The organism is Clostridium oryzae, from assembly GCF_002029235.1.
GTDB lineage: Bacteria > Bacillota > Clostridia > Clostridiales > Clostridiaceae > Clostridium_AE > Clostridium_AE oryzae.
Genome location: NZ_MZGV01000003.1, coordinates 119,149 through 133,826, shown reverse-complemented (window position 1 = coordinate 133,826; position 14,678 = coordinate 119,149). Strand labels below are relative to the sequence as shown.

13 protein-coding genes and 1 rRNA gene are annotated in these 14,678 nt (G+C 34.6%); all 14 read right to left on the bottom strand.

Going from position 1 to position 14,678, the window contains the following annotated elements:
- Positions 1-131 (bottom strand): 16S ribosomal RNA (locus CLORY_RS02825); the annotation flags it as partial.
- Positions 132-798: 667 nt separating this feature from the next.
- Positions 799-1,203 (bottom strand): hypothetical protein, encoded by a 405-nt coding sequence (locus tag CLORY_RS02820; protein WP_079421997.1) that lies wholly within the window; start codon positions 1,201-1,203, stop codon positions 799-801.
- A 686-nt stretch (positions 1,204-1,889) separates the two neighbouring features.
- Positions 1,890-2,537 (bottom strand): fructose-6-phosphate aldolase, encoded by a 648-nt coding sequence (fsa, locus tag CLORY_RS02815; protein WP_079421996.1) that lies wholly within the window; start codon positions 2,535-2,537, stop codon positions 1,890-1,892.
- A gap of 18 nt (positions 2,538-2,555) precedes the next feature.
- On the bottom strand, positions 2,556-3,248 hold the full coding sequence (araD, locus tag CLORY_RS02810) for an L-ribulose-5-phosphate 4-epimerase (RefSeq protein WP_079421995.1): 693 nt from the start codon (positions 3,246-3,248) through the stop codon (positions 2,556-2,558).
- 363 nt (positions 3,249-3,611) lie between these two features.
- Positions 3,612-4,709 carry a GntR family transcriptional regulator gene (locus CLORY_RS02805; protein WP_079421994.1) on the bottom strand — a complete coding sequence of 366 codons (1,098 nt, stop codon included), beginning with the start codon at positions 4,707-4,709 and terminating at the stop codon, positions 3,612-3,614.
- A gap of 110 nt (positions 4,710-4,819) precedes the next feature.
- On the bottom strand, positions 4,820-5,110 hold the full coding sequence (locus CLORY_RS02800) for a hypothetical protein (RefSeq protein ID WP_079421993.1): 291 nt from the start codon (positions 5,108-5,110) through the stop codon (positions 4,820-4,822).
- 268 nt (positions 5,111-5,378) lie between these two features.
- Complete coding sequence (locus tag CLORY_RS02795; RefSeq protein ID WP_079421992.1) at positions 5,379-6,521, bottom strand: RuBisCO large subunit C-terminal-like domain-containing protein; 1,143 nt, start codon at positions 6,519-6,521, stop codon at positions 5,379-5,381.
- Between the two features lie 18 nt (positions 6,522-6,539).
- Positions 6,540-7,547 (bottom strand): transketolase family protein, encoded by a 1,008-nt coding sequence (locus tag CLORY_RS02790; RefSeq protein WP_079421991.1) that lies wholly within the window; start codon positions 7,545-7,547, stop codon positions 6,540-6,542.
- Between the two features lie 12 nt (positions 7,548-7,559).
- Positions 7,560-8,474 carry a transketolase gene (locus CLORY_RS02785; protein WP_079421990.1) on the bottom strand — a complete coding sequence of 305 codons (915 nt, stop codon included), beginning with the start codon at positions 8,472-8,474 and terminating at the stop codon, positions 7,560-7,562.
- A gap of 18 nt (positions 8,475-8,492) precedes the next feature.
- Positions 8,493-9,548: an S-methyl-5-thioribose-1-phosphate isomerase gene (mtnA, locus tag CLORY_RS02780; protein ID WP_423236513.1), complete on the bottom strand. Its 1,056-nt coding sequence runs from the start codon at positions 9,546-9,548 to the stop codon at positions 8,493-8,495.
- Positions 9,549-9,588: 40 nt separating this feature from the next.
- The gene (mtnK, locus tag CLORY_RS02775; protein WP_079421988.1) at positions 9,589-10,827 is read right to left on the bottom strand and encodes an S-methyl-5-thioribose kinase; all 1,239 of its coding nucleotides are present in this window, start codon (positions 10,825-10,827) and stop codon (positions 9,589-9,591) included.
- 26 nt (positions 10,828-10,853) lie between these two features.
- Entirely contained in the window at positions 10,854-11,843 is a 990-nt protein-coding gene (locus CLORY_RS02770) for an ABC transporter permease (RefSeq protein ID WP_079421987.1), read from the bottom strand.
- 1 nt (position 11,844) lies between these two features.
- Positions 11,845-13,353 carry a sugar ABC transporter ATP-binding protein gene (locus CLORY_RS02765; protein ID WP_207652161.1) on the bottom strand — a complete coding sequence of 503 codons (1,509 nt, stop codon included), beginning with the start codon at positions 13,351-13,353 and terminating at the stop codon, positions 11,845-11,847.
- 76 nt (positions 13,354-13,429) lie between these two features.
- Positions 13,430-14,578 (bottom strand): sugar ABC transporter substrate-binding protein, encoded by a 1,149-nt coding sequence (locus tag CLORY_RS02760; RefSeq protein WP_079421986.1) that lies wholly within the window; start codon positions 14,576-14,578, stop codon positions 13,430-13,432.
- Positions 14,579-14,678 lie beyond the last annotated feature (100 nt).

The window sequence follows — 14,678 nt, the reverse complement described above, 5'->3', positions numbered from 1 at the left end:
CCCTCTATGAGGCAGGTTACCCACGTGTTACTCACCCGTCCGCCGCTAGAGACCGAAGTCTCTCGCTCGACTTGCATGTGTTAGGCACGCCGCCAGCGTTCGTCCTGAGCCAGGATCAAACTCTCAATTTAAAAGTTTGTCTTGCTCTTACTTACTTCATCTCAAGTATCTCTTTCGAGATCTCTCAGAATTGCCGGTTTATTTTACCTTTTTCTCTGTTCAATTTTCAAAGACCATGTTCATCAAATTATAAACTTTGCATTACTGCGTCAACTTCGTCGCTACGGTGCTCATTTGCATCAGCAAACTCCGCTCCTCACTCCTTGTTTCCTTGTCCTGCTTGTTTCTAATTCGATTCAAGTGAATTCTAAACTTTAATCACATTTTTATAACTCACTTGCTGCTTTCCTTAGTTAATTTGTTTGCCTCTCGTCATGCAGCTTTTATATATTAACACGTTGATTACTTGATGTCAACATATTTTTAAAATATTTTAAAAATATTTTTAAATACTTCAAAGTTTATTCTTCTAAATAAACCGTGATTTATATTTCGTTTGTTGACAGCTTTTATATAATATCATATTAAGAGTAAAACTATATTTGTACACAGCAGATTAAATAGGTTTATGCATATATTATTAATTTTTTCTAGCTTTTTCTTCATATTTCGCACACTGATACACATGGCGCTGTTTATAATATTAATACTATATTTACGCATATTATATTAATGAAGAATATAGTATTAGAAACATTAACTTGTATCCCTTCATTTTGCATTATATTCAACTACATATTATTTGTTACTATCAAGTAATTCTTTTATATCCTTATATATAAGTTGAGTTGAAATACCTCCATAATACCTAACTATCCCATCTATAACTGTGAATGGAGGCTCGAAACCTCTTTCTAATAGCACCCTTATATCATCATAGTCTAATACATTGATATTATTTATATCATAAAATACCAAATCTACATTATCACCAACATCACTACTACGTACATAATTAAAAACCTCTTCGCATCTTTCTTTTAATATTCTATCCGTACCATTATTTTTAGAAGAACCGCACCCTGAACAACTGCCCCCACATCCTCCGCTACATCCCGAACAACCATTACCTTTCATTGAGCAGCCCTGTGTCTCTACTTTATCTTTATCTCCGAATATTTCCACTTTTATCTTATCTACCATAAACAACTCCTTATTTACAAAAACCTCTGCGATATAATCTGATTCCTACTCAAGAGATCTATATATTGAAATAAATGTACCACTTTTTCCTTAAATAAATCTTTTGAAGCATTACACTTTAATTTAAATAATCAAATATATTATTTCCTATTTTTGTGTTTTCTATTTGTGCTTCATGCTTCCTTTCACAAAACATTATGAATTCTTATCTCCTGTTTAAGCATATAAAAAATGGTTACACCCTATGTCGGCTAGTTCAGCTGCGTTAAGCAATTACACCCTTGCTTTTATACGGATTTTCGGATTCCTTACGAGGACGCTTACGCTCTGACGTCGGAATCTAATCGAAAATCCTGTAAAGCCAAGGAGTAATTGCTAAACTCGCTCCAATGCCTCGTCGGGTGTAACCATTTTTAATGCCCTAACTCTTAATTTTTACATAATACTTTTATTTTATTAATGCTATTACCTTTCTATCTTAGTTCACTAATTTCAAATTATATTACTGTTTCTTTTTAACTTCTTCGTAAACCACGCTGTATCGTTTTTTTATTTAATGCCCATCTTTCTTACTCTTTAGGGGTACAGCCTGATTCTAATGAAAAGTTATCCACAATTGGCAAAATACATAAATTCCTAACGAGTAAAAAAATTCAGCCTAACATTGAGGCTGAATTCTCTTAGTCTTATTTAGTTTTCATGGAATTCCAATCAGCCATGAATTTCTCTATGCCTGCATCTGTAAGAGGATGTTTTGTCATTTGAACTATAACTTTATAAGGTATTGTAGCAATATGTGCTCCTGCTTTCGCAGCTTCGATTACATGTATTGGATTTCTTACGCTTGCTGTTATTATTTCTGTCTCTATTCCATGTACATCAAATATTTGAACTATGTCTTCTATAAGTTCAATGCCGTTTTGACCTATATCGTCTAATCTACCAACAAATGGGCTTACATAAGTAGCACCGGCTCTAGCTGCTAAAAGTGCTTGTGTAGCTGAAAATATTAATGTTACATTTGTTTTTATTCCTTCTTTTGAAAGTTTGCTTACTGCTTTAAGTCCTTCTTGTGTCATAGGAATCTTAATTACTATATTTTTGTGTATTTTAGAAAGTTCTCTAGCTTCCTTTATCATGTTCTCTGCATCAGGACTGATTACCTCTGCTGAAATTGGCCCGTCTACAATCTGAGAGATTTCTTTTACTACTTGAACAAAATCTCTTCCTTCTTTCGCTATAAGTGATGGATTTGTTGTAACACCACATATTACTCCCATTTCATGTGCTTTCTTGATCTCGTCAATATTTGCAGTATCGATGAATATTTTCATTATAGTATCCCTCCAATTTTACTTTGATTGTCCATAGTACGCATTAGCACCATGTTTCCTCAAAAAGTGTTTATCTAAAAGATTCTGATCCATAGGATCTGAATTCTTTTTCAAAGACATTGTGTAATATGCCATTTTAGCAACCTGTTCAAGTACTACTGAATGATATACAGCTTCGGCAGGATCTTTTCCCCAAGTGAATGGTCCATGCTGCTTTACGAGCACCGCCGATATTTCTATCGGATTTAAATCCTTAAAGGTCTCTACAATTACCTTACCAGTTTCTTTCTCATATCGACCCTTTATTTCTTCCGCGGTCATTGCTCTAGTACATGGTATTTCTCCATAGAAATAATCACCATGTGTAGTTCCAAATGCAGGTACGCCTTTACCAGCTTGAGCGAATATTGTAGCCCATTCTGAATGTGTATGAACTACTCCCCCTATATCTTTAAAAGCTTTATATAACTCTATATGAGTATCTGTATCTGATGAAGGTCTCAAGTTTCCTTCTACCACCTTACCATCAAGATCAACAACTACCATATCTTCAGCTTTAAGTTCATCATATTCAACACCACTAGGTTTTATTACTACTAATCCTTTTTCCCTATCTATACCGCTAACATTTCCCCATGTATATAGGACAAGTCCTCTTTTAGGTAATTCCATATTAGCTTTAAATACTTCTTCTTTAAGCTTTTCTAACATATGCTCACCCTCCATAAAATTTAAGGTGGGTAACAAAATATTTATTTACTACCACCTTAAGTTTACCAAACTTAGTATTATCATTCAATCTTTATTTTGCTATATCTTTTATTTCTTTTCAACCCTCACTGCATTATTGTCTCCTATACTAAGATAATAATTAGTTCTCTTATATGTTTCTATATTATTGGATATTGGTTTGATTAACTCAAAGTCCTCAACAACCCTTACAGCAACATTAAAAACACATCTATTAACTCTTATACTATATTTTCCATAGCATTCCTCCTAATAAAATCATATTTATATAAAACTTGTATGAATTTTGTACGTACAAGTTAGTTTAACTCCTGCTAGTGCTAATTACACTTTATTGGAGTTTATGCTTCTACAAGAGTTCCTAACCACAAGTTCTGGCTCATATATAATTGAAGGTTTGTCTTCTTTACCATCAATCATATCTATTATAAATCTTGCAGCTTGTCTTCCCATTTCTTTTTTAGGATGCTTTATTGTTGTAAGTTTTATTTGAGAAGCTAAAGACAGACTAGAATCATCATATCCTACTACTGATACGTCTTCCGGTACTCTTATACTATATTCTGACAAGGTATCTATTATTCTTAACGCTATCTCATCATTATAACAAACAATAGCTGTTGGAAGTTTATCTTTCCGTATAAGATTCTTTATATAATTTTTAGTATATGTTTTTTTATTGTTTGTATTATACTTACATATAAAGTCGTCATTTACTTCTATATTATTATTCTTCAAAGCTTCAAGATATCCATTATATCTTGATATTCCCTGTTTATCATCCATTTTAAACATACCGGCAATCTTTCTATGTCCTATGTCTATAAGATATTTTGTAGCTATATACCCGCCTCTAAGATCATCCATTATTACATAAGCACTATCCATGTCATCATAATATGAATTTAAATATACTATCTTTATGTTATTTAGTTTAAGCCTGTTTAAAAGTTCTTGATTGACATTTTCATCTGCACTTTTTGTAGGTTCAATTATTATTCCATCTATTTTCTGCCTTGAAAGATTTTCTATATGTCTAGCCTCTTTCGCTTTATCATTATTGGTATTGGCTAAAAGCATATTATATCCTTCACTGCTTAATACTTCTTCAATTCCTGATATTATTTTCGGAAATATATAATCCGATATGTAAGTAGTAAGTACTGCCACAGTGTTTTTGCTATCGCCCTTTGGTCTAAAACTACAGAAAGTACCTTTACCTTGCTCCTTAAATATCCAGCCCTCGTTCACTAATTGCGCAAGGGCCTGCCTTACAGTATGCCTGCTAAGATTAAATCTGCCAGCTAATTCATTCTCAGATGGCATTTTATCTCCATACTTTATAGCTTCAGTTTTAATCTGTTCCTTTATATATTCTTTTAATGCAGCATATTTAGGTAAATCACTACTTAAGTTGGTCATTAAAATTTCCCCCACGAAATTGTTGAAATATTAATTGTACGTACATCTAAATTAATATTACTAAATGTACGTACCACTGTCAATAACATATACCTTAATGAACAAAGATATTAACAGTTGTAAATTCTTCCGGAATAATATTCCTCGCCATCTTCCTCAGTAACTTTTACATCTATATATGCACCCTTCAATTCCAAAACTGTTCTATCTATGCTAAACCCATCAATATTTACAGTTTCAACTTTATCTTCTTCTGTTGTGCATGTTGCTAAAGTTATGTAACTATCCTGTTCTGAATCATAAACTATCTGTGATTGTAATATCTTATATGTTTCTTCTTTTATAATACTTCCAGTACTGATACTTCCTTGTTCATCCTCATTGAATACCATTCTAATCATTTTATATAATACCCTCCTGTTACTGTTATAAAACTTATATAAATTGCGAACTAAATTAATCGAGAATTAAAAATGAGGAATGAGGAATTATTGATATAATGCTTTATTCAAAATAAATTATGCTTATATTTTTGATCTTTATTCCTAATTCCTCATTGGACATTCCTAATTAATTTGTTTGTAATTAATATAGCTCTTATCTATCCATATAATTATCTAAATAGATTTTACCATACTTTATAATCATTGTAACCCTATACTTTGGGTATTATTCAATTATCTTTCTGAAGTATCTACTACTTTCAATTAGATCATCACCATGTTTAAATAAACCTCCGCCTACGAGAAACACCACATTTTTTCCGTAAACCTTAAGTGACTGAGGGATGCTTTCTAGCGTCATTCCTCCTGCAGGGCATGGAAATATTGGCTTTAAACCTTCCATGTACTCTGTGGCTCCTTCAACTATACTTTCACACTCCTGCACCGTAAAAGAGAACCTTCCCCCGAAGTTAGGATATATGGTTCCATCTGCCCCAGCTAATCTCATTATCTGTCCAAATAACGCTTTGTGTGATATTCCATTTTCACCAAAAACATAGCTTCCCAAAAATGCTGGATGACCCATTATAGGCAGATTTATATCGTCATTATCTGCTATTTCACGTATCACATCAAACCCTGTTAGTCCAGGTGATATAAGAAGTCCACCAGCTCCAAGTTCTTTCGCCTTTTTAGCTCTTGAAACAATCTCACTGTGAGGGCCTGTAATATTAGGCATATATATGCTCTTATTTCCAGTTTCTCTATTAGCTTTCTCTACGGCAGCTGCGCATAACTTCACTCTCTCTTCAAAATCACAGAAAGGCTGATTTGATAATCCATGATCATCTTTTATTATGTCAATTCCCCCAATAGCAAATTTATATGCTATCTCTGCAAGTTCCTTTGCTGGAACCCCCATTGGTTTTAATGCAGTGAATAGAAGCGGTCTGTCTTTTACGTCTAATATTCCTCTTAAGCCGTTTGTACCAAAACGAGGTCCCTTAAATTTTTCTGCTAATTCCGGTGTAATATTTATATTTTCAACCCTTATCCCTGGTTTTATACTTATGTTCCCAAATATCACGTTTAAAAGCTGAGTAAGTTCACCAGCTGCCGAGTCTACAGCATAGCTTATCCGAGCAACAAATGTGTTATCATTTATATTTCTGAAATTCTCTATTCGGCCTAAAATGTTATCGCTTATAACTCCCTGTGGAACAAGTTCTTCCGGAAACTCAGCTGTTTGTTCAACACATATATCCTTTGCCTTAGCATAAGCTTCTTCTTTGTTGTTTCCTATTATTTTATAATCCACAGAAAATCTTTGGACAGGAAGTTTTAATTTTGTTTGGCCCGAAAAAAACATATAAAGTTCCTCACTTTCCTAAAGAGCTTCTGCTTTTGCTTTACTATGAACTGCAGCTACAAAAGCCTCTTTCAATTCTTGTTCCTGTATATCATATTTATTTCCTGTTATCTTTTCTATTTCCTTAACTAAAGCCATAGCATCAAGACCGTATTCTTTCATTAAATACTGCTTGCTGGCTCCATGTACGAAAGTATCCTTTATTCCTATTCTGGTAAGTTTCTTTCCTAGTCCCTCTTCCGCCATCTTTTCAGCTATTATAGTCCCTAGTCCACCTATTATGGAGTGATTTTCCATAGTTATTACGCCGTATTTCGCTTTCTTTATAGCTTCAATTACCGATTCATCATTGAAAGGTTTCAAGGTTGAAATATGCATATGCTGTATAGAAAGACCTCTTTCTTTCAAAACACCAGAGGCTCTCATAACCTCTTCAGTACATATTCCACTAGATAGTATAGCAATATCATTACCTTCGCTGATAACTCTTGCTTTACCGAATTCCATAGGCTCGTCTTTGCTGAAAAGCCTTGGAATTTCACCCCTAAGCATCCTTATATATACTGGTCCCTTAATATTATTAGCTACATCTAAAACTGACTCTACATCTGTAGCATCTCCACATTCTAGAATAGTCATATTAGGTAATGAGCGCATAACTGATATATCCTCTATAGCTTGATGAGTAGCCCCTCCAGGTGTCATTATTCCTGGAAGAAACCCGAACATTCTTACCGGCAAATTAGGGTAAGCTATAGACATAGCTATCTGATCATAAGCCCTTCTATAAATAAAAACTGCAAAAGTATGAACAAAAGGTATAAAGCCTTCTCTTGCAAGTCCGCCTGCAAAGCTCATCATGTTCTGTTCTGCTATACCCATAGAAAAAAACCTATCAGGATATGTGTCCCTAAACAAATCTGCCTCTGAAGAGCCTGTTAAGTCTGCCGAAAGCACTACAACTTTTGATTTTCTCTTGGCCCATTTAACTAAATTCTTAGCATGAACTTTTGATTGTATTTCCATATTTCCGACCCCCTAAGCCTTGATTAAAGCTTCATATTGCTGCTTATACTTTTCTTTTTCCTGTTCATTAGTAAACCTTACATAGTGAAATTTCGGATATCTATCTTTTATTACATCTATTCCCCTGGCAGGATCAGTATCACATAATATAAATGTAGGTCTTCCATCAGGCTTTAATGTAGATAAAGCTACTAACGCTGCAACATTATGCCCATCTACTCTAAATACTCTTGCGCCAAAAGCCTCAAGTCTTTTATCAAAAGGCTCTAAGTTCATTACAGTAGTCATCTTTCCATCACATTGGTATCCATTTACATCAACATACGCAATCATATTATCAAGTTTATGGAACGCCATTGCCTGAACGGCTTCCCAAAACTGTCCTGATTGACATTCTCCATCAGATAAGAACAGCACTACTCTTCCAGTCTCCTTCTTTAGTTTTCTTGCCATAGCTATACCTGCCGCTTGACTTATACCCTGTCCCAATGATCCTGTGGTAACTTCCATTCCCGGTGAATGTTCTGCTCCTATCATCTCAACTGAACTTCCATCTTTGTTAAAGTCATCAAGCCCATTTTCCGTCATTCTGCCAACCTCTATTAGTGCTGCATACTGAACTAGCGCATACTGAGCAGGGGACAATATGAATCTGTCGTATACCTTACTCTTTTTTCCATTGAATTCAGCTCCTGTAGTAGAATTAGGATTATCATTGCTTGGTACTCCTTTAAACTTTCCTGGAGCTATCGGTTTTTTTAATCTTTCTATATTTAATATACTAAGATACAATGCAGAAAATATTTCTGCTGAAGAACACGCCTGGCTTAGGTACCCTCCGTTATTTTTTATTGTATGCTCAAGCACTCTTCTTCTTATTCCTGCCGCTATCTTATATATTTTTTCCTCTAATTCATTACTTCCCATACTATCATCCCTTTCACGTTATTTGTTACTGTATAATTCAGTTAAACTCTTATCAAAAGGAGGATACAAAATTCCTTTTTCTGTAATAATAGCTGTAATTAGCTTGTTATCAGTCACATCAAAACACGGATTATATACTTTCACACTTTTAGGAGCCATAGGCTTTTCATACCATTTTTCCGTTATTTCTTCTCCAGCACGCTGTTCTATTTTTATATCATCACCATTTTTTGTATTCATATCGATAGTAGATGTTGGAGCACACACATAAAAAGGTATATTATAATGCTTTGCAAGAATTGCTACTCCTGATGTACCTATCTTGTTTGCCGCATCACCGTTTGCAGCTACTCTATCACAGCCAACCAAAACAGCTTGTATCTTTCCTTCCTTCATAACTATAGACGCCATATTATCACATATAAGCGTCACATCTATACCTGCCTCCTGAAGCTCCCAAGCAGTAAGTCTAGCTCCTTGAAGCAACGGTCTAGTTTCATCAGCATATACCTTGAAATTATATCCTCTGCTATTTCCAATATATATAGGAGCTAATGCAGTGCCATATCTAGCTGTAGCTATTGTTCCAGCATTACAGTGAGTAAGAAGTCCCCACTCAGGTTTCAGTAATGTCAACACGTACTCACCTATGCTTTCACATACTTTCTCATCTTCCTGCTTTATATTATCTGCTTCCTGTTTTAAAGCCTTTATTATGAGTTCTATGCTGCTTTCCTTATGCTTAAATATAACTTGCTCCATTCTATCCAATGCCCAGAATAAATTAACCGCAGTAGGTCTTGAGCTTGCAAGATAATTCTTTATCTTTTTAAAATCTTTACAAAACTCCTCATATTCCTCCGTTCCACTCTTCTTTGCTTCAATGTATATTCCATAAGCTGCCGCAATGCCTATAGCAGGTGCTCCTCTCACTTTAAGATGATATATAGCATCCCACACATCCTCTGCTTTACGAAGTTCAAGATATTTTTTTTCATTAGGCAAAAGTGTCTGGTCTAATATGAGCAATAAATCTTTATCATCCTCAAGGATTACAGACTGTACTGCAGTAATTTCTTGTAAAGGCAAATTTTTAGCCAATTCTACCACTCCTTTAAACAGATTGATTATCTATCTTTTCTACAGCACCCTCAAGCTCGTTAATGAACTGCTTCCCATTACTGATACTTTCTCTTTTTAAGATTAAGCTCTTTGCTAAAACGAGACATACTTTCTCTGCTTTTACTCTCTTTTCTATATTTTCTATAGAAATGATATCATTAACATGAGCTAGTCCTATAATTCTCCTTGAAAGTTCACAGCCTGTCACCGCTGCAGCATCTGAAATAATTTTGCCTATATAGTACTCCTTAAAACCTTCATAATTAGCCGTTTTTTCCTGTGATTTTTCTTTCCAAAGCTGACTGAATTTCTGCTTGAAAAGTTCTACTATATCTTCTATCATCTTACTTATCCAAGCCTTATATACTTCCTTTTCCTTTCCGTCATCCATAACAGCTTCAGCATTTTCATAGGCGAATACCAGATTCGCTAATATATTTCCCACGTCATAGCCTGCGGGTCCGTAAAAAGCAAACTCTGGATCAATTATTTTTGTAGAACCTTCTTTTACAAATATGGAACCGGTATGGAGATCCCCATGCAATAAAGATTGTCCATTAGTCATAAATTCAAACTTTAACTTTGTCGTTTCTAAAAGTAACTGTCTATCCTGCCAGAAATATTTACTTACAAAATCCTTAGTTTCTTGAAGCATATCGTTCCTGCTGCAATCATAAAATGGTTCAGTATATACTAAATCCTCCGTTATCTCGCATAAATCCGGATTTATAAAATTCTTCACTAATGCCTTTTTATCTTTATGATTCATAGCTACATCCGAGGTTAGAAATAAAGTATTTGCCATGAATGTAGATATGTCATCCGCAAAATCAGGAAATATTTTATGCTGTAATAATGCTGTTCTCATTATTTCATGGCCTGTAAGATCTTCCATGGCACAGCAGTTCATTATAGGATCATATTTATATACCTTAGGTACAAGTCCGTCAGTTAATTCATACTGAAGTTTCAATATATCACTTTCAATTCTGTTTCTGTCTATAGAGACCTTGAATTCATCAGATATTCTTGCTACTGGGCCCGCCTGTTTTATTATTATTGACTCACCAGATTTTTCATCTATTATTCTGAACACATAATTGAGATTTCCATCTCCTATTTCCTTACATATAAGTTTACTGCCAGGCTTAAAGAAGTCTAATTCTATAAGAGCATATTCAGCTGCATCTTGTTCATTCATTGTAAAATACTTTTCTTTAAATCTTGACATAAAAATTCCTCCCATAACGTGATACACTATTTCTTTTTATAATAGGTAAGTGCTAACGCAAATACCAAAACTGCACCCTTTACTATGTCCATTGCATAATATGGCACTGACATCATTACAAGTCCATTCTGAAGTATTCCTATAAGTACTGCTCCTGCAAAAGTTCCTATGGCATTTGGTTTTCCAGAACCACCTACCGAAAATCCTATATATGCTGCAGCCACAGCATCCATAAGATATGAAGCACCTGCATTTATTTCAGCAGTCTGCACTCTTGAAGCTAAGACTATGCCACCAATAGCAGCAAATAATCCTGACAGTATATAGGCAATTAATCTATACTTATTTACCTGAATTCCAGAAAGTCTAGCAGCCTCTTGGTTTCCTCCTATAACATGAATATATCTTCCAAATTTAGTATAAGTTAAGAATATATGCACAAAAGCAACTACTAATAGCATTATTATGATAATCCATGGTATTTTACCCAGATTGATAAATGCATTGGTAAGTTGACCTTGTGCGGTACTGCCGTCAGACATAACCATGTTTTGAGATATAGTAGCTCCTTTAGTGTAAGTAAGCGCCACTCCTTGAAATATAAACATAGTTGCTAATGTTGCCAGCATATCTTGTATTCTGAATTTAATTATTATAAAAGCGTTTATTATTCCTACTACTATTCCTGCTGCTATAGCAGCGAAAATAGCTACGAGAGTGCCCTGGGAATACCATACAAACATTGATATTACTACGGCATTAGCTATAGATGCTGTAGAACCAACGGATAAATCAAAACCTCCCACAGCTAACGATATTGTTACTCCTATAGCTATAATTGTTACTATAGATATTGATCTTAATATATTGATGATATTGTCTGGTTTAAGAAAATTATTCTCTTTCATACCAAATACTATTATTAATATAGCTATAGTAATTATTGTTCCATATTTATAAAGAAAATCGAAAACATCGAATTTAAATTTAGTTTTATTACTAATTGCCTTATCCATTCTACTTTCCCCCCATGGAATAATGAAGCAGTTCCTTTTCGCTGGTTCCACTGGTTTTAATTTCTTTAACAGTCCTGCCATCATAAATTACATATATTCTATCCGTTATTGCCAAAAGCTCAGAAAATTCACAGGTCGCATATAAGACTGACTTTCCTGCAGCTGCTAGTTCATCGATAAGCTTGAAGATATCCTGTTTTGCACCGACGTCTACGCCCTTCGTTGGTTCATCAAATATATAAATATCTGCATCCACAATAAGCCATTTACCGATAACCACCTTCTGTTGATTTCCTCCAGATAGATTTTTTATCTTAGTATTTACATTTGGAGTCTTTATCTTCAAACTGTCACGTATACCTTCAGCCTCATTTACTGATTTAACCAAATTTAGTAAAAATCCAAAGGAAGTTATATTTTCTATACTAGCCATAGTAAGATTGAAAGTAACAGATTCCTCTATAAGCATTCCCTCCTTGCGTCTCTCTTCGGGGACAAAAGCAAATCCTAACCTCACTGCATCACTAGGATTCTTTATTTGAACTTTTTTACCCATTAATTTAACCTGTCCCGTTACTGTTGCTGCTGCTCCAAATATGGCACTACATAATTCTGTCTTGCCCGCACCAACAAGCCCTGCAATTCCGACGATTTCTCCCTTATGCAGCTTAATATCCGCACCTTTTACCTTGTCCCCATCTCTTAATGCCTCTATTGAAAGAATTTCTTCCTTTGACGAGGAATGTTTAAACGATACATTCTCATTCAAAGATCTTCCAAGCATATAATTTACAATCTTATCTTCATCTACATCTGAAATTTTTTCCTTTGCTGCAAGTTCACCATCTCGTAGAATAGTAATAACATCACTTATCCTAAATATCTCAGGCATTCTATGAGAAATAAATATTGTTCCCACTCCGGTATTCTTTAAATCCTTAATAACTTCAAAGAGTTTTTCTGTTTCTCTGTTGCTTAAAGGCGCAGTCGGCTCATCCAATATAAGGAAACTGCATTTATGGGATAATGCTCTAGCTATAAGCACCATCTGCTTCTCTGCCAACGATAAATCGTAGACTATCTTTCTTACATCAATATTGATATGTAAGGTTTTCAAAATTTCTGCCGCTCTTGAATAGGTATTTTTCCAATTAACAAACAACTTACTTTTGCCTTCATTTACTAACTCATCAAGAATTATATTTTCCGCTACAGTAAGATGCTGAATAAGTGCTGCATCAACCTCCTGATAAACTATCTGAATTCCATGCTTTTTTGATGCTTTCGGTGAATCGATAGTAATCTTTTTACCATCTAGGAATATGTGTCCCGTATAATTGGAATAAGCACCTGATAATATCTTCATGAGAGTAGATTTTCCTGCACCGTTGGCTCCAACAAGAGCTTGAATTTCTCCTGTTCTAACAGTAAAATCAATACTTTTCAACACTTGTATGCCTGAAAATCCTATTGATATATCTTTCATTTCTAATATCTTTTCTTCCCGCATCAGAACCCTCTCCAAAATTTATTATTTATCTATATGAGAAAGAAAGCCGCTAGGCAGCTTTCTTTTTTTACAATTCTTATTTATTATTTTTTAATTTACCCATCCATGGTTCTTCGAAAGCAGTGCTTTGACCCCAGCCCGACAGTATCTTTGAGAGATTTTCCATATTAACCTTTGTACCTGCATTTTCAATCCTATCCTTATTTATAAGAGCTGCAGACAAATCATAATATTTAGGTGTCTTTTCTCCTGCAATTTTCTTTAATAATATTCTTAAATCTACTTGTCCTATTAGCTTCGGATCCACTGCAGCAGTAGCTACCCAAGGGCTATCCTTTTGTTGTATCTCCTGTAAGTCTGCATTTGATACGTCTATTCCATATATCTTTATTTCTGTTCTTTTTGCTTCTTTAAGTGCCCGAGCTGCACCGATAGCAAAAGCATCCCATGGAGCAAATATCGCATCTATAGTTCCCTTTGGATGTTTTGCTAACATTGCCGCTACTGCAGCTTGAGTATCAGCAGCAGTATTGGCTGAAGCTACTCCGAATCTTTCAACTTCCTTTATTTCTGTGTATTTTTCTTTTATAAGCTTATATATTCTATTTCTGTTAACCATAGGTGCGAAACCGTCGACCCATAGATATATAATATTTGCTTTACCGCTATAATCTTGAACAAGTTGTTTTAGTGAAAGAAGTGCTAGAGTTTCATCATCTTGTGAAGTCAAAGTCACACCATCTATTTTTGCTGCATCCGTAATAGAATCAAAAGTTACCACTGGTATTCCTTTTGCTCTTATTTTTTGTATATCATCTACAGTCGCCTTATCATCACCATGTGATATAATAAAACCGTCATATCCCTTGCTTAATGCCTGATTTATGGCATCATGGAATTTTGTACTGTCTCCGTTAGCAGTAAAGGTGTCTACCTGTATTCCCATGGATTGCCCTTCCGCTTTTGTCCCTGCAAGGAACTGAGCTGTATGATCATCTCCGCCTATTTTTCTAACAACCATTATCTTGAGTTTTTTGCCAGCTATCTTAGTTGGAATTGCACTATTATTAGTTGCTTTAGATGAAGTAACACTTTTATCAGTATTTGACTTATTTGTAAAAGAGTTTGATTTGTCTTTGTTATTAGCTGCACAACCAGTAAAAACCACCGCTAGTATAGTAAATAAAGCGATAATTTTACTTATAGCCCCTTTTCTTTTTTTCATTTTTATTTCCCCCTATAAATGACATTTGAATCAAAGTCTTACGCCAATTTAACGTATAGTGACCTTTTGCAAGAATAATTTAGCTTTTTTTATGAATATT